This window comes from Paraburkholderia sp. SECH2, from assembly GCF_030464795.1.
GTDB classification, from domain to species: Bacteria; Pseudomonadota; Gammaproteobacteria; order Burkholderiales; family Burkholderiaceae; genus Paraburkholderia; species Paraburkholderia aspalathi.
Genome location: NZ_JALPRH010000001.1, coordinates 235,920 through 251,777, shown reverse-complemented (window position 1 = coordinate 251,777; position 15,858 = coordinate 235,920). Strand labels below are relative to the sequence as shown.

Annotated in this window: 17 protein-coding genes; 4 read left to right on the top strand and 13 right to left on the bottom strand. The window is 61.3% G+C overall.

Going from position 1 to position 15,858, the window contains the following annotated elements; all coding sequences use genetic code 11:
• Nucleotides 1–51 precede the first annotated feature (51 nt).
• From M0D66_RS01145 to M0D66_RS01105, 9 genes are all read right to left on the bottom strand, one after another.
• A complete protein-coding gene (locus M0D66_RS01145; protein WP_301772624.1) occupies nucleotides 52–972 on the bottom strand; it encodes a pseudouridine-5'-phosphate glycosidase in 921 nt (306 codons plus the stop codon).
• A complete protein-coding gene (gene dmpG / locus M0D66_RS01140; protein ID WP_211705973.1) occupies nucleotides 972–1,991 on the bottom strand; it encodes a 4-hydroxy-2-oxovalerate aldolase in 1,020 nt (339 codons plus the stop codon). Before dmpG ends, M0D66_RS01145 begins: the two co-directional genes overlap by 1 nt.
• Nucleotides 1,992–2,004: 13 nt before the next feature.
• Nucleotides 2,005–2,922 carry an acetaldehyde dehydrogenase (acetylating) gene (locus tag M0D66_RS01135; protein WP_211705972.1) on the bottom strand — a complete coding sequence of 306 codons (918 nt, stop codon included), beginning with the start codon at nucleotides 2,920–2,922 and terminating at the stop codon, nucleotides 2,005–2,007.
• 15 nt (nucleotides 2,923–2,937) lie between these two features.
• Nucleotides 2,938–3,720, bottom strand: a complete 783-nt coding sequence (dmpE, locus tag M0D66_RS01130; RefSeq protein ID WP_211705971.1) for a 2-oxopent-4-enoate hydratase — start codon at nucleotides 3,718–3,720, stop codon at nucleotides 2,938–2,940.
• Nucleotides 3,717–4,703, bottom strand: coding sequence for a pyridoxal-phosphate dependent enzyme (locus M0D66_RS01125; protein WP_211700248.1), 987 nt, complete (start codon nucleotides 4,701–4,703; stop codon nucleotides 3,717–3,719). The genes dmpE and M0D66_RS01125 overlap by 4 nt, the downstream gene beginning before the upstream one ends.
• Before the next feature lie 25 nt (nucleotides 4,704–4,728).
• Entirely contained in the window at nucleotides 4,729–5,202 is a 474-nt protein-coding gene (locus M0D66_RS01120) for a RidA family protein (RefSeq protein WP_211705970.1), read from the bottom strand.
• A 67-nt stretch (nucleotides 5,203–5,269) separates the two neighbouring features.
• A complete protein-coding gene (locus M0D66_RS01115) occupies nucleotides 5,270–5,902 on the bottom strand; it encodes an alanyl-tRNA editing protein (protein ID WP_211705969.1) in 633 nt (210 codons plus the stop codon).
• Between the two features lie 260 nt (nucleotides 5,903–6,162).
• Nucleotides 6,163–6,975, bottom strand: a complete 813-nt coding sequence (locus M0D66_RS01110) for an AraC family transcriptional regulator (protein WP_093642003.1) — start codon at nucleotides 6,973–6,975, stop codon at nucleotides 6,163–6,165.
• 22 nt (nucleotides 6,976–6,997) lie between these two features.
• On the bottom strand, nucleotides 6,998–7,981 hold the full coding sequence (locus M0D66_RS01105) for an NADPH:quinone reductase (protein ID WP_093642006.1): 984 nt from the start codon (nucleotides 7,979–7,981) through the stop codon (nucleotides 6,998–7,000).
• A 231-nt stretch (nucleotides 7,982–8,212) separates the two neighbouring features.
• Here M0D66_RS01105 and M0D66_RS01100 point away from each other — a divergent pair, with 231 nt between their 5' ends.
• The gene (locus M0D66_RS01100; protein ID WP_211705968.1) at nucleotides 8,213–8,911 is read left to right on the top strand and encodes a 4'-phosphopantetheinyl transferase superfamily protein; all 699 of its coding nucleotides are present in this window, start codon (nucleotides 8,213–8,215) and stop codon (nucleotides 8,909–8,911) included.
• On the opposite strand, the gene M0D66_RS01095 is transcribed toward M0D66_RS01100, so the two are convergent.
• The 3 genes from M0D66_RS01095 to M0D66_RS01085 form a co-directional block, all read right to left on the bottom strand.
• Nucleotides 8,908–9,753 (bottom strand): hypothetical protein, encoded by an 846-nt coding sequence (locus M0D66_RS01095; RefSeq protein ID WP_244869723.1) that lies wholly within the window; start codon nucleotides 9,751–9,753, stop codon nucleotides 8,908–8,910. The two genes, M0D66_RS01100 and M0D66_RS01095, sit on opposite strands and share 4 nt — an antisense overlap.
• A gap of 12 nt (nucleotides 9,754–9,765) precedes the next feature.
• Nucleotides 9,766–10,245, bottom strand: a complete 480-nt coding sequence (locus M0D66_RS01090) for a hypothetical protein (RefSeq protein WP_154562377.1) — start codon at nucleotides 10,243–10,245, stop codon at nucleotides 9,766–9,768.
• A gap of 127 nt (nucleotides 10,246–10,372) precedes the next feature.
• Entirely contained in the window at nucleotides 10,373–11,038 is a 666-nt protein-coding gene (locus M0D66_RS01085) for a nitroreductase (protein ID WP_211705967.1), read from the bottom strand.
• Between the two features lie 258 nt (nucleotides 11,039–11,296).
• Here M0D66_RS01085 and M0D66_RS01080 point away from each other — a divergent pair, with 258 nt between their 5' ends.
• Both M0D66_RS01080 and M0D66_RS01075 read left to right on the top strand, forming a co-directional pair.
• Nucleotides 11,297–12,532, top strand: a complete 1,236-nt coding sequence (locus tag M0D66_RS01080) for a YbfB/YjiJ family MFS transporter (RefSeq protein WP_211705966.1) — start codon at nucleotides 11,297–11,299, stop codon at nucleotides 12,530–12,532.
• Between the two features lie 87 nt (nucleotides 12,533–12,619).
• Nucleotides 12,620–13,768 (top strand): alpha-hydroxy acid oxidase, encoded by a 1,149-nt coding sequence (locus M0D66_RS01075; RefSeq protein WP_211705965.1) that lies wholly within the window; start codon nucleotides 12,620–12,622, stop codon nucleotides 13,766–13,768.
• Nucleotides 13,769–13,823: 55 nt separating this feature from the next.
• Here M0D66_RS01075 and otsA read toward each other — a convergent pair whose 3' ends face one another.
• The gene (otsA, locus tag M0D66_RS01070; protein WP_211705964.1) at nucleotides 13,824–15,239 is read right to left on the bottom strand and encodes an alpha,alpha-trehalose-phosphate synthase (UDP-forming); all 1,416 of its coding nucleotides are present in this window, start codon (nucleotides 15,237–15,239) and stop codon (nucleotides 13,824–13,826) included.
• Nucleotides 15,240–15,579: 340 nt separating this feature from the next.
• Between otsA and M0D66_RS01065 the strand changes: the two genes are divergently transcribed.
• Nucleotides 15,580–15,831: a hypothetical protein gene (locus tag M0D66_RS01065; RefSeq protein ID WP_266208849.1), complete on the top strand. Its 252-nt coding sequence runs from the start codon at nucleotides 15,580–15,582 to the stop codon at nucleotides 15,829–15,831.
• The last annotated feature ends 27 nt before the right edge of the window (nucleotides 15,832–15,858 follow it).

Below are 15,858 nucleotides of genomic sequence, written 5' to 3'. Positions count from 1 at the left end.
GTGCGGGCCGCTGATCAAACACGCGTTGATGATGTCTGGATCGGTACCGCTCTAAAGCGCCGCATAAGCGACAGCTATCGCAGCCGCCAGCTTGGCGTTGTTGAGACCGATCTGAACGCTGCATTCCGCGCTCGCGCCGTCGGTCAATGCATTTACACGGGAAATAAGGAACGGTGTCACGCCCTTGCCGGTGATACCTTCCGCATCTGCTTCCGCCAGTGCCTGCTCAATTGCGAGATCGATGTCCTCACGTGGTAAGGCGAATGGCTCGGGAATCGGATTGGCAACCACAAGGCCGTTGTTCAGGCCTAGCGCCCAGTTGGCTTTCATGACACGCGCTATCTGTTGAGGATTGTCGAGGCGCACATCGACACCGAACTCGCTATCGCGCGTAAAGAACCCGGGAAGACTGTCGGTGCCGTAGCCGATCACCGGTACGCCATGCGTCTCCAGGTATTCCAGCGTGAGCTGGACGTCGAGGATCGATTTGATGCCGGCACACACCAATGCGACCGGCGTGCGGGCGAGCTCCTGCAGATCAGCTGAGATGTCGAAGCTTTCCTGCGCGCCCCGATGTACGCCGCCGAGACCGCCAGCGGCGAATACACGGATCTTCACCAGGTCGGCGATGATCATCGTCGCCGAGATCGTCGTCGCGCCATCTGCGCCACACGCAACCAGAATCGGAATATCGCGTCGGCTGACCTTGGCCACATCGCGGCCGCCGCGAGCGAGGCGCTCAATCTCCTCACGTGTGAGTCCGACCTTGATACGGCCGTCCAGAATCGCGCAGGCGGCAGGTATCGCGCCGTGGGCACGGACTTCGGCTTCGAGCACAAGCGCAGTTTCGGCGTTCTTTGGCCAAGGGGCGCCATGCGAGATGATCGACGACTCCAGTGCCACAACCGGTCGCTCTGCGTCCAACGCCGCAGCGACTTCCGGGTGGACATCCAAAAAATCACTTAGTCGCATCATCTCTCCTTGGCCAGGGTGAGCGCAGTGTCCTCGATCATGTCCTCCTGGCCGCCTACCATGCCACGGCGCCCCAGTTCGACCAGGATATCACGAGCCGGTACGCCGTACTTTTGTCCTGCGCGCTTTGCAAACAGGAGGAAGGAACCGTACACGCCTGCATAACCAAGCGTGAGCGCATCGCGATCGACGCGTATCGGAAAGTCCATGATCGGCACGACCAGGTCCTCGGCCACGTCCTGAATCTTCCAGACGTCGACGCCCGTCTGAATGCCCATGCGATCGCACACCGCGACGAGTACTTCCATCGGCGTGTTACCGGCGCCCGCGCCCAAACCCGCGGCGGCTGCATCGATTCGGGTGGCGCCAACCTCGATGGCGGCGATGGAGTTCGCAACTCCCATGGCGAGGTTATGGTGACCATGGAAGCCGAGTTCGGTCTCCGGTTCCAGCGCCGCCCGGACAGCGGCAAGACGGGCCTTGACGTCCTCGGGCAGCATATATCCGGCGGAGTCGGTCACGTAGACGCAGTTCGCACCATAGCTTTCCATTAGCCTCGCCTGCTTCACGAGACCCTCGGGCGTATTCATGTGCGCCATCATCAGAAAGCCGACGGTATCCATACCGAGCTTGCGCGCGAGCGTGATGTGCTGTTCAGAGACGTCGGCTTCCGTGCAGTGCGTGGCCACGCGGATCGTGTTCACACCAAGCTCGTGTGCCATTTTCAGATGGTCCACCGTGCCAATGCCCGGAATCAGCAACGCCGAGACGCGCGCCTGCTTCATGAGGGGGATGACGACGGAGAGGTAGGCCTCGTCAGTGTGGGCGGGAAAGCCGTAGTTCACGGAGCTGCCGCCCAGGCCATCGCCGTGCGTGACTTCGATCAGCGGCACGCCCGCTTCGTCCAGACCTTGCGCGATCTCCTTCATCTGGTCCAGCGTCATCTGGTGACGTTTCGGATGCATGCCGTCGCGCAGCGTCATGTCATGCACCACGACCTTCTTGCCTTTGAAGTTCATGTCCGATTCCTCCTTAATGAGCGGCGGGTTCGAGCTTGAGCGAGCCGCTCAGGATCTGTTCGGCGAACATCTCGGCGGTGCGCGCGGCGGCGGCCGTCATGATGTCGAGGTTGCCGGCATATTTCGGCAGATAGTCGCCCAGGCCTTCGACCTCCAGGTAGATCGAGACTCGATCGCCGTCGAACACGGGGCCATTGGCGAGCCTGTAGCCGGGCACGTATTTGCGTACCTGTTCGATCATGTCGTGTACGGACTTCTCGATCGCGGCGGTATCGGGCGTGCCTTCTACGAGGCAATGCACGGTGTCGCGCATCATGAGTGGCGGATCGGCGGGGTTGATGATGATGATCGCCTTGCCTTCCTTTGCGCCGCCTACCTTCGAGATTGCACCGGCTGTCGTTCGCGTGAACTCGTCGATGTTCTTGCGCGTTCCTGGACCGGCCGATCGGCTGGACACGGTTGCGACGATTTCGGCGTAGCGCACGGGCTGCACGCGCGACACCGCATACACCATGGGGATCGTCGCCTGGCCGCCGCAAGTCACCATGTTGACGTTCATCTCGCCGTGGCCGACGTGCTGTTGCAGATTGACGGGCGGCACGCAATACGGACCAATGGCCGCCGGCGTGAGATCGATCATCATCACACCCAGTTCATTGAGCTTGCGCGAGTTTTCCGCATGCACGTATGCACTCGTCGCGTCGAATGCGATCTGGATGTCGTCAGCTTTTACATGAGGCAGCAAGCCGTCTACACCTTCCGACGTGGTTTTCAGGCCAAACTCTCGCGCCTTTTTCAGGCCATCGGACTCGGGGTCGATGCCCACCATCCACACGGGTTCGAGCACGTCACTGCGTTGCAGCTTTGCCAACAGATCCGTGCCGATGTTGCCAGGTCCGATCAATGCGCATTTCACCTTGTTCTTCGCCATGTCTCCTCCTTCGGGTCAAACGAATCGCACCGAGCAACTGCCGATGCCGTCAATGGAAGCATTGAGGCTGTCGCCGGCTGCGACGGGAACCATCGCCGCCAGCGAGCCGGACAGCACGACTTCACCGGCCTTCAATGACTCGTCCAGTTCGCCCAATGTGTTGGCCAGCCACGCCACTGCTTCAAGCGGGTTACCAAGCGCAGCGGCACCTGAGCCGGTAGTGACCACCTCACCGTTCTTCTCCAGCTTCATCGCGCATCCGACCAGGTCGACCTCGCGCGGATCGACAACGCGCTTGCCCAGCACGAAGACACCGCACGACGCGTTGTCGGCCACCGTGTCTTCGATGCGGATTTTCCAGTCGCGGATGCGCGAATCGACGATCTCAAAGCAAGCCATCACGCCTGCGGTGGCGGCGAGGACATCCACCGCAGTCACGCCAGGTCCCCGCAGATCGTGCTTGAGCACAAAGGCAATTTCTCCCTCGGCTTTGGGCTGGATCAGGGAAGCGATCGGAATCGCGTCGCCTGCCTCGTAAAGCATCGCGTCGGTGAGCATGCCGAAATCGGGTTGATAGACTCCGAGCATGTCCATCACGACCTGCGAGGTCACGCCGATCTTCTTGCCGATGATGCGTTCCCCCGCTTCAGTGCGGCGGGCGTTCACACGTTGCTGGATGCGGTACGCGTCGTCGATCGTCAGATCGGTGTGGCGGGTGGTGAGCGGGTCGAGCGCGCGACAGTCTTTTGCTGCGGTGTACAGCTCGTCGCCAAGCGAATGGATCAGCGCGTCGTTCATCGTTGCGGGCTCTCGGACGAATGCACCTCATCGGAATGACTGGCGGCGACCTGCTCGCCCTCCAGCCTGTAAAAATCGGACCACTCCAGCAACTGCTGGCTTGTCGTGCCTACGCCACCGCAGGCGATGACCACGATGCGCTGCGCGTCCGGGAAATACTCGGGAACGTGGGCAAGTGCGGCCACCGATGCACCGCAGGCCGGCTCGGTCAGAAGGCGAAGTTCTTCGAGCAGGGTCACGCTGCCTTGAATCGCTTCCGCGTCAGTCACGAGGCAGTTCCGGATCGGATGTTCCTTGGCGAGCGCTACGATGCGTGCGGCGACCTTGTTGGCGCCCAGCGAGGTCGCCACGGACTGAATCTTCGGCAATGCGACTGGCGCACCCGCCTTGAGCGCCGCATGGAAGGAACTCGCGCCGTCGGTCTCGACGGCCAACACCGGAATGTCGCCCCAGCCGATTCGCTGCAGTCCTTCAACGACGCCTGCCAGCAGACCGCCACCGCCGACCGAGCAAACCAGCAGGTCGGGGCGTTCGGTTTGCCGGGCGATCTCCTCGATCATCGTCGCGTGGCCTTCCCACAGCAGCGGGTCGTCGAACGCATGGAGGTACGCGTCGCCATCGCCCAGAATCGAAAGCGCATAGGCGTTGGATTCAGCGAACGATGCCCCATGAACCACGACCTCTGCTTCTTCACCACGAATAAGCGCCTTGGCTCGCTCAGATGTCGTCTGCGGCACGACGACCGTCACTGGAACGCCAAGCTCCCGGCCCGCATAGGCAACCGCGTACCCCGCGTTACCGCCTGACGCAGCGACGAAGCGGAGCGCACCGCGGCGTTTGTGTTCTTCGCAGGCGAAACCAACGCCTCGCAGCTTGAATGAACCACTCGGTTGCAGCCCTTCAAGCTTCAGGAGAACGGTTTTGCCGGTCTTGAGTGAGAGCGCGCGCGACTTGATTAGCGGTGTTTCGATATGCAGTGTCATAGCAGGACTTCGTCTGTGAAAGGCGTTATCGTTTGCCGAGCTGGATGACAGCGGAAACCTCAACCGGGCAACGAAACGGCAGGCTCGATACGCCTACGGCGGCGCGGCTGTGCCTTCCCTTTTCACCGAGGACTTCAACGAGAACCTCCGAGGCGCCATTGATGACTTCCGGGTGCTCGGTAAATTCCGTGGCTGCGTGCACGTAGCCTGTCACCGAGCAGACGCGGATTACGCTCAGGTCGTCCGTCAGTTGCGAACGAAGTTGCGACAAAATCGCCATGCCGCTCAACCGTGCGGCTTCTTTCGCCTGCTCGATACTCACTTCTTGGCCGACCTGGCCGAGCGCAAACGGCTTGCCGTCCTTGAAGGCGACCTGTCCGGAAATGTGCAGGAAGCTATCTGCCAGAACGGTGGGTACATAGTTGGCGATCGCCGCCTTCGGCGGTTGCAGTTCGATGCCGAGTTCTGCGAGACGGGCATCCAGTTCAGCGCGGTTCATGAGATCTCCTTGAGTATGAAATAGGTGCCGGCGCGTGACGCACACGGCACAAGTGAAATTTGGGGAATCAGGATTCGATGTCGTACTGGATCGAGAGCTGTCCTTTCTTCTCTTTGATCTTCAGGATCCTGATACGGCCGATCTGTCCAGCGGAGCTGACATGAGTGCCGCCACAGCCATGCATCGGCTGGTCACCGAAGCACACCGACCTGATGCCATCCTTTTCGGCAAGATGGCGCGGTACATCATCTGCGATGAGTTGGTTGACGGTCTGCTCCACGCCCTCGACAGTCAGCGGCTGCGGGTTGTCGCGTGGCTCAAAAACGACTCGTCCTTCACCGGGCCAGTGGTGACCTTTGCTCGCGTACCAACCCATCTGCTCCACGACGCCGGAAATCAGGTGGCCGGCAGAGTGGAGCCGTGCGTGCAGCATGCGGATCTCAGGCGATACTTCAATCAGCGCATCGCCGATGGCGACTTCCTGGTCGGCGATGTGAATCACCTTGTCGCCCTCGTGAATCACGCGCTCGATTCTTACGCCAGCGATAGTCCCTTGGTCTGAGAGCTGACCTCCACCTTGCGGATGGAACAGGGTCTCGGCCAGCGTCACACGGAACTTGCCATCGTCGGCGGGCGAGCAGTCGAGTACCTGCGCGTTCATCGTCAGTTCGTCGCTGTCGTAGTATCTGAGTTTCGTCATTTCGTGTTCCAGGGCGATTCGTACAGTGCGGCCATCAGGAAAGACAACGTACTTTCCGCATGACTCAAAGTTAAAGGACGTGCACCTGCCCCGCTTGTAAAAAGTTGAGGGTTTTCGCTTGTGGGGTTCAGTCGTCCGCGGGACGCGCAGCGTGACGTTAGTGGCGCGTCAATGTTGTGTTGACGCAGCTTCGTCCGAGTGGTGCGGGAGTGATGGAGGGTGCGGCGCTTGGGCTGCGCGGTCTGCCGCGATCGGGTCTGTCAATACTTCGACGGCGATACACCAAAGGCTTGCCGGAACGCACGACTGAAGTGGCTATGATCGTAAAAGCCGACTTCGTTAGCCACCCGCGACAGACCGTGGTCAGTGTGACTCAGCAAAGAGCACGCGCGTTCCAGCCTCAGTCGTACGACCCAGGCGTGTGGCGTCATGCCGACTGTTTGCTTGAAAAGCTTGAGGAAATGGAAGCGCTCGAGGTTGCAGAGGGCCGCAAGCTCTTCGAGCGTGATTTTTTCGGCGAGGTGGACATCGCAATACTCTTTGATGCGCCGCCACTGCACCGAGGTGAGTGTGCCTTTGACAAACTGCGGTTTGACCATGCGTGTCTGGACGAACAGGCGGTCAAGTAGCGTCAGCCATTCAGACTGTTCTGCCAGGGGCTCGGAACCCGCCCGAGCCGCTCGCAGTGCATCGTGCAATCGCGACAGATGGCCGGCAAGCGACGAATCCTGAAGGACCGCGCCGCCCAGTGCAGGGAAACGATTCTGCGCCGAGATCTCCTCACCGAGTCCGTTCAGTAACTCGGGTGAGAGGCGAAATGTCTTGAGTGTGTACGACTCGTCCCCAGCGCTGTTGCCGTCATGTACTTCGCCGGGTGGCATTAACTGGATGCTGCCCGGTGTCAGTAGCAGCGTTTCGCCATGGAATCCCTGCCGCTGAACCCCCTCGGTTACCAGCGCGATGTGGTAGTCCAGATGGTAGTGACGATCGAAGCGGAATTCGGAGAAGCGCGCCTCGCTCAGCACGAGACCTGGAATCTCCTTGCTGCGTTTGTACTCGACGCGATCCTTCATCAGGGCCTCCTGCGGTGTTCGCCTATCTGCGCGTATCGACGAGGATCTTGGCAGTCGCGCCCGACTCGACGCGTTCGTGGGCCTTCGCGATTTCCGACAAAGGAAAAACCTCGACCTGAGGATGTTGCAGCGCCCCGCGTTCCAGCAACGGGGTGAGCACATCGATGGCGGCTTTCCTTACCTCAACGGGCAATTTATACACGATAAAGAATCGCAGATTCGCGAAGCCAACAATCATCGATCTGAAGGGGACCTCGATCAATGCAGCCCCCGAACCATAGATGATCACGTCACCGCCAAACTTCAGCAGCTCGCCATATTTGCCGGCATTGGCTGCTGCGTCGACTTCGATGATGGCGTCCACACCTTTGCCCGCGGTGATCTCACGTACCGAAGCCACCACGTCCTGCTCGTTGCGATTGATGACCCACTCGGCGCCCAGGCGAGAAGCGAGCTCGCACTTCTCCCGGCTGCCGGCCACGCCAATCACTCTGGCGCCCGAGAGCGCGGCCAATTGCACGGCGTAGCCGCCTACCGCGCCCGTGGCGCCGTAGACAAGAACCGTCTTGCCGAGAAGTTCTCCGCAAACATGCACCGCGTACCAGGCCGTCAAAAGCGGAATCCCGAGTGAGGCGCCCGTCTCGGTCGACACATTGTCGGGGAGCCGCGCAACCTGGCTTTCGGGCAACGCGATCAATTCGGATGCGGTACCGAATGGCCGCTGCCACTGGCCGTTGATCGTCCAGACTCGCTGTCCGATCCACTGTTTCGACACGCCTTCCCCAACTGCCTCGACGACGCCGGCGCCATCGCTGTGAGGAATAACGCGCTGAAAATCCATTGCGGGGCTGGTGAGGCCCGAGCGCGATTTGACGTCTGAAGGGTTCACGCCTGAGTGCGCGATACGCACCAGGACTTCGCCCGCTTCAGGGGCCGGATCAGGCTGCTCGTCAACCACCAGAACGTCTCTAGCGGAGCCTTTTGAGGCATAGTGTGCGGCCTTCATGTCTTGCAACCTCCAGACTGGTTTAGTGAAGAGCGCCCGCAAACCGGCGTGTCCCAGCCGAGCTTCTTAGCGCAATGTGACCAATACTCTGATCCATTCCATCAGAACGCGCTTGTAAAAAATTGACTATACACACCGACGGGGCAGGAGATAGAGCCGATTCGATCGTCATATCGGGTAGAGTCGCGAATATTTCCTTGCGACCTTATCACTTGCGTTCGAACCTTCGCGATGTCTTCAATCGAACCTGTTCCCTTGCCGCATGACGGCCCGTCTGACGTTTTGTTGTGGCGGGTCGATTTCGCTTTCGACGCATCGTTGGAGGATGCCGCCTTCGCCGCACTCAGCGACAACGAACGCGCGAGAGCCGGCAAATTTCATCGCCATGAAGATGCGCTGCGTTTCGCTTCCGTGCGTGTGGCGCTGCGAGAGCAACTCGCGCGGCATCTCGGCATTGCGGCACACGCTGTCCGATTCACGCTAGACGAAAACCATCGCCCGCATCTAGCCGATTCCAACACACTCGATTTCAACGTATCGCATGCAGGCTCGCATGGGCTCATCGCGATGTCGCCTAAGCGGCGTGTCGGTGTTGATATCGAACATCGCAGCGACAGCTTCGATTGGCATTCGATCGTGACATTGACGCTCGACGCGAGCGAAGCGGCGTGGATCGACAACCTCGACGTGGAAGAGCAGCACGCCGCGTTTTACGACGCATGGGTCGCCAAAGAATCGCTCGTCAAAACGACGGGCGTGGGCATCACGCGTGGCTTGCAGCATCTGACAGTGCTGCCGCGTGACAGCGCCGAGGTGACGCTACGCAATGAGATTCCGGATGACATGCGCGAGATCGCCGCGTGCTGGATCGCAGCGCCTGAAGCCTACGCAGCATGTGTGGCGTGGTCGACGAAAACATTCACTCGCTAAACTTTTCGTTCGCCAAACACCAACGCCTTCGGCCATCCAACCGCATGCACCTGCGTGACCGGCTGGGCGATTGCAACCGCTGCGCGAATCTTGCCCGACATCGGCAGATCGAGCACATGCCAGCGGCCATGTTCGGCAAGATCGAACGCACAGGATGCGGTGTTGCTCGAGAGCAGATCCAGATCGACATCGACAGGCGCATAGCGCAACGCATTGCACAAGCTGCCGTAACGCGCCCGTTGACGTGAGTTTTCCTGAGCCTCGTCAAGCGCAGCGCCAGGCGAAGGGACGACGACGCTAAGACCTAGTGTTGTCGACGCAATGCCGATCACGATCCAGATACCGGCGTAAGCGATATCAATCGTGATGCCCCGACCGTCGTGCGGATTTCGCGCGCGCAGTTTCTCGTTCCCGTCGTCTTGCAGATCAACCTCATGCGGCTCGCAGTCGAACAGATTCGCGACGATCCAGCGCGTTACCACGCGTGCGCTGATAAAGCGTTTGCGTAGCGCCGAGTTCGGGTGAAGCTTTGCGCGTTCGCGCTCTCCCTTCGAAATCCACGTTTCGCCTTCCTGCACCGGTACCGGCAGCCATTCGCAGCGGAATCGCCACAGATGCAATTCACCCGCGCGTAGCGCGGCGACGCGCTGCGGATAGTGGCGCGTTAGCGGATGCGAGACGAATTGCGGCGCGGCCGCGCTGACGATCGCGTGTGCGGTTCGAGCAGGTTGAACCGGTGAAGCAGGGTGATCGGCTTGCAACGCATTAGCGCTATTCGTCGCCTGCGAGTCGATGCTGTCACGTACACGCGAGGGCGCGAGATAAGCGAGTTCCGACGGCATACGCTCGGGTCCTCAATGCATATAGGTGACGCGGCGCGCTTGCACGTCGAGTTCGACACCGGCGTCGAGCAGATCGATGGCGAACCAGCGGATCAGCTTCAACACGCCACTCACGGCCGGCGCCGGCAGCCATTCGCTCAGCATGCGCAACGCAGCGCCGCTGTGCGTCTTTTGCAGCAGCGCGATGGTTTGCAGGATCACGGCTTCGTCCTTGCCGAGATCGCTGGCGCAGCGGCATCGCATGTCGAGCGGACGATAGGACACGTGCATCAGCGAACGCATCAGCAGATCGAAATGTTCGATACCGTCTTGCCGCAAGCCCACGCCGATCAGGATGTCGCGCCAGTGCACCCCGCCGCGCACGGTTTCACACGCCGGCCGCAGCCAGGTGCGCACTGCGCTGAGAACCGTGCGATCGGGCGCGTCGGTGGAATCCGTGACGTGATCGTCGACCAGTTCGGGACGGCTGCTGTATTGAGAGCGGAAGTTCATCGAGGCTCCTGAATGGACACGGTCCAATGAGTCGCGCCGGCCTGATCGGAGGAGGCCACGTCGCAGGCCAGCGCTTGTCGCTCGCGACGGATAGGCGGTGACGCAGTGCTTGCGCCGGATGCTTGCTTCAATTTTTAGCCGGCTGCGGCGGCAGCCATTCACGCACGTGTTCGCTGCGTGCTGGGCGTGCTGTTGCTTGCCCGGGGTTTTTCGGCGTGCCGACAAAGAGGAAGCCGAGCAATCGCTCATTCGGCGCGAAACCCAGCGCGTCGTGCAATTGCGCTTCATAGCTGTCGGCGCCCGTGGCCCAGAAGCCGCCGTAGCCCAGCGCGTGGATCGCATTCAGCATGTTCATCGCCGCCGCGCCGACCGCCAGCAATTGCTCGGTCTCGGGCACGGTCGATTGGGACGAAACTGCCGCGCCGAGCGCGATCACGATCGGCGCCGCGTAGGCCTTCTGCCGCCGATGCGCATGCGCGGAGCGCGGCTCGCCCGACGAACGGGCACAGGCGAGGTCGACCAGCACGTCGCCGAGCGGGCCGCGTGCGTCGCCGCGGATCGTGACGAAGCGCCACGGCCGCAAATTGCCGTGATCGGGCGCGCGCAAGGCGGCATCGAAGATCAGATCGAGCTCGGCGTCGGCCGGGGCCGGCTCGGTGAGCGGCCAGTGGGACTGGCGCGACAGCAGCACTTCAAGCGCGGCCGCTGCCTTCGACCCAGCGGCGGTGTCAGGCGTCGCGGCGGCTGCGCGTTTGCTTTCGGTTTCGGGGCGGCTGAGGTCGGCTGTGATCATGATTTCGGCATTCGTCTGATGGCATGGACTGAATGATGGGCCAATTTCATCGTAAATGCAAATCATTCGCATTTAGAAAATGAATTGGACAGGGCTTTGAACCGAGGCTTGGTACTGGCTGCGCCCGGCCAGAAGGCCTTGCAGCCAAGCGTTGGGCGTCTGATCCGCAACTAACCGTCAGCCGAACGGAGCGCCCCCAGATATGATGGCGAAATGCCGCAGCAAGCCTGCCGCATCCTTGTCTACTCACGCTAGCCAATGCCAACAAAATCTCTCGACGCCGCATCGACCGCCACGCCCACCGAAGCGGCGCAGCGCCTCCCCACCTTGATGCTGGCAGCCGGCCTGTCGCTAGGCAGCGCGATCGCGCTGGGCCTCGCGCGCTTCGCTTACGCGTTGCTGTTGCCGTCGATGAAACTCGACCTCGGCTGGAGCTTTGCTCAAGCCGGCGCGATGAATACCGCCAACGCGCTGGGCTATCTGCTGGGCGCGCTAGCTTATCCGCGGCTCGCACGCCGCTGGTCGGCCGGCGTATTGTTCGGCGCGGGCTGCGTGGCCACTGCGCTGCTGATGGCCATCAGCGGTTTGCTGGACGACACGCATTCGCTACTCGTGCTGCGCGTGATCACCGGCGTGAGCAGTGCGGCGGTTTTCGTCAGCGGCGGCGTGCTGGCGGCGCGGCTGGCGTCGGCGAGACCGCACGATGCAGGGCTTGTGCTCGGCCTGTATTACGGCGGGACGGGGTGGGGCATCGTCGCTTCGTCGGTGCTGGTGCCATTGACGATTTTCAACGTCGTGCATGGCTGGCAGTTTGCCTGGTTCGCACTGGCCGTCGCGTGCGCGGCGTTCTCCGCGATTGCCATCGGCGCCGCTAGAAAAATTGAAAGCGTGCACACAACTCGGTCCTCGACCGCGGATGCTTCCGATACCGCCGACGCGCCACCCTGGCCGCGTTTCAGCCCCGCACTGGCGGGCTATGGACTGTTCGGCGTAGGCTATATCGGCTACATGACGTTCATCGTCGCACTGCTGCGCAACGCGGGCATGAGCGCGGCGGTGGTGACGGGCTTCTACCTGTTGCTCGGTGTGGCGACGGTCGTGTCGGCACGCTTGTGGTCCAGTCTGCTCGACCGCATGCGCGGCGGTCACGCGCTCGCCATACTCAACGCGTTGCTCGCCGTGGCGACGCTGTTGCCCGCGTTGTTCACGCAACCGTGGGTCGCGTTTGTCTCCGGCGTGCTGTTCGGCGCGACGTTTCTCTCGGCCGTTGCATCGACCACGGCTTTCGTGCGCCACAATCTGCCGGCGAGCCACTGGGGCAAGGGCATTAGCGCATTCACGATCGTGTTCGCGTTCGGACAGATCGTCGGGCCGATGATCATCGGCTGGGTCTCGGACGGCGCGGGTCTCGCACGTGGGCTGGTCTATTCCGCCTTGCTGCTCGCAGCCGGCGCGGTGCTGGCGGCTTGCCAGAAGCCGTTACGCAGAGCCTGACTGAATGATCCCCAGGTATTCCCGGAGTACCGGACGACTGTCTTAAGCACGTACACTCATCGCTTGTTCCCTGCGCTGAGAGAAACCGTGCCTGTCATCACCTGCATAGAAGATTTACGCGTGCTTGCCGAGCGGCGTGTGCCGCGCATGTTCTACGACTACGCCGACAGCGGCTCGTGGACCGAAAGTACCTACCGTGCCAATGAAAGCGACTTCCAACGCCTGAAGTTGCGCCAGCGTGTGGCGGTGAACATGGCGGGCCGCAGCACGCGCACGGAAATGATCGGTCAGACGGCCGCCATGCCCGTGGCGCTCGCACCGACGGGGTTGACCGGCATGCAGCATGCCGACGGTGAAATCCTGGCGGCGCGCGCGGCGGAGAAGTTTGGCGTGCCGTTCACTTTGTCGACGATGAGCATCTGCTCGATCGAGGACGTGGCCGCCCAGACCACTCAACCGTTCTGGTTCCAGCTTTACATGATGCGTGACCGCGATTTCATCATGCGGCTGATCGAGCGCGCTCGAGCGGCACGGTGCAGCGCCTTGATGCTGACGTTGGACCTGCAGATCCTCGGCCAACGCCACAAGGACATCAAGAACGGGTTGTCGGCGCCGCCCAAATTGACCCCGGCGAACCTCATCAACCTCGCGACCAAACCGCGCTGGTGCCTCGGCATGCTCGGCACCAAGCGGCGTACTTTCGGCAACATCGTCGGTCATGCGAAGGGCGTGGGCGATCTGTCGTCGCTGAGCTCGTGGACCGCCGAGCAGTTCGATCCGGCGCTGAGCTGGGCAGACGTCGAGTGGGTCAAGAAGATGTGGGGCGGCAAACTCATTCTCAAAGGCATCATGGATGCAGAAGATGCGCGCCTTGCCGCCGACAGCGGCGCTGACGCGTTGATCGTCTCCAACCATGGTGGCCGGCAACTCGATGGCGCGCCTTCTTCGATCTCCGCGCTCCCCGAGATCGCACGCGAGGTCGGTTCGCGCATTGAAGTGTGGATGGATGGCGGCATCCGCAGCGGACAGGATGTGCTGAAGGCCGTTGCGCTCGGTGCGAAAGGCACGCTGATCGGCCGCAGCTTTCTCTATGGGCTGGGCGCAATGGGCGAGGAGGGTGTCACCAAGTGCCTGCAGATCATCCAGAAGGAACTGGACATCACCATGGCCTTTTGCGGCCACACTGACGTCCGTCAGGTGGACGAGCGGATCCTGCTGCCTGACAGGCGGTGGTGATAGACGCCAGGCGCGACGCCTGGCGTCTCGAGGTTGATGCCGTTCAGCCAGATGTTCAGCTGGTGCCGCTCGCCGCCGCTTCATTCGGCTCGCAGTCTTCCAACGCTTGCAGAAACGTCGAACTCCACCAGTGCACATCGAACTTGCGGATGCGGTTAAGCAGCGCTTCGTGCCGGTTGATCCGCTCGTCAAGCGACATGGTTAGCGCCCGTTGAATGGCCTGCGCCGTTCCTTGCGTGTCGTAGGGATTGACCAGCAGCGCTTCCTTCAATTGCTCGGCGGCTCCGGCAAAACGCGAGAGCACCAGCATGCCCGGGTCCGCAGCGTCCTGTGCGGCGATGAATTCCTTTGCGACCAGATTCATGCCGTCCCGCAACGGTGTGACGAGCGCCACTCGACTCGCGCGAAAAAGACCTGGCAGCCGCTTACGGGCCACGTTCCGATGTATGTAGCGCACCGGCATCCAGTCGAGTTCGCCAAAGTCGCCATTGATCGCGCCGCACAGGCTATCCATTTGACGCCGCAGATTGTCGTAGGCACCGACGTCCTCGCGGCTAGGCGACGCGATCTGGATCAGCGTCGCGCTATCGCGGTTTTCCGGGTAGTAGGTCAGCAGTTCGCGGAACGCATGCACGCGTTGCGGCAGTCCCTTTGAATAGTCCAGCCGGTCGACGCCTACCAGCAAACGCCGCCGCGAATACTCGTCGCGCATCCGGACGAACATGTCGCGCCCTTCCTTCGAATCGGCAAGACGCTTGAAATCGTCGACGTCGATACCGATCGGATAGGCGCCGACCCGCAGCGTTCGATTGAATGCGCGAAGGCGATCCGGACTCAAGCGTTCCGCGTGCGCTTCCGATTCGACGTAGTGAGAAAAATGCCTCAGGTCAGCTTCGCTCTGGAAGCCCACCAGATCGTATGCAAAGAGCGAGCGCATCAGCCATTCGTGTTCCGGAATCGCGGCCATGATCAGCGGTGGCGGCATCGGAATATGCAGGAAGAAGCCAATGCGGTTGGTGCATCCCATGGCGCGCAACTCGGCCGCGAGCGGGATCAACTGGTAATCGTGAACCCAGATGAGGTCGTCCGGTTTGAGGAGCGGCAGCAGCTTCTGCGCGAATAACTGGTTGACCCTGCGATAGCCCGCGGCGAATCGCGTGTCGAAATTGGCCAGATCCAGCCGGTAGTGGAATACCGGCCACAAGACATCGTTGGAGTAACCGAGGTAGTACGTGTCGTGATCCTCGCGGCTCAGATCGAGCGTCGCGAGCGTGACGTTGCCGGCCGTTTGGACATGAACTTCCCCCTGGCCGGATTGCGTGCCATCCGCGGCTTCGCGGATCTTGCCGCTCCAGCCGAACCAGAGGCCGCCAGTTTGTTGCAGGCTTTCGCGTACAGCGACGGCGAGTCCGCCGGCTGCAGGCTTGCGAGGGTCGGCAGTGCGATTTGAAACGACGACGAGACGACTCATGAGGTCCTTGTGTTGTTGCGTACACATACGGTATCCGGCGCGGTCAGCTGTGCCGGACAAGGATCACTTCCTGATTGACGCAGTTTACTATGTCCTCAGCACATGCTTACGACTGCGCTTCGCCGGCACGCTTTGCTCCTACCGCCACGCGTGTGCGTGGGCCCGTGCAAGTTAACGATTTCTTCATATTGCCTCGATAGTGATTTCTGCAGTCCGACCGCAACATGAGGCAAGCGCTACGAACGAGACGCCAAGTGCGACGTCGTTCGAAACGCCATTGCGGCCAACCGTCTGTTCATGTGTTGACCGTGTTCGCATTACCTTGCTGGAGTCAGTCAACATGAAAACACTTCGACTCGTGGCGATATGCGCCGCCTCCCTCTCTTTTGGACAAGTGTGGGCGCAAGACAACCCGGTGCAGTCTGCAACACCACCTGCCGCTCAGGACGTCGGCGGCACAGTCAGCGCGTCGACAGGCGAATCCGGATCCACAGCGATGCTCTCGCGGCAACAGGTTTACCAGGATCTCATTCGTGCACAGCAAAGCGGAGAACAAAGCCGCTTGCGGAGCGAGTTCTACCGCGGCAAATGACGAACCGGTGCCCTGCATCCCGAGTCG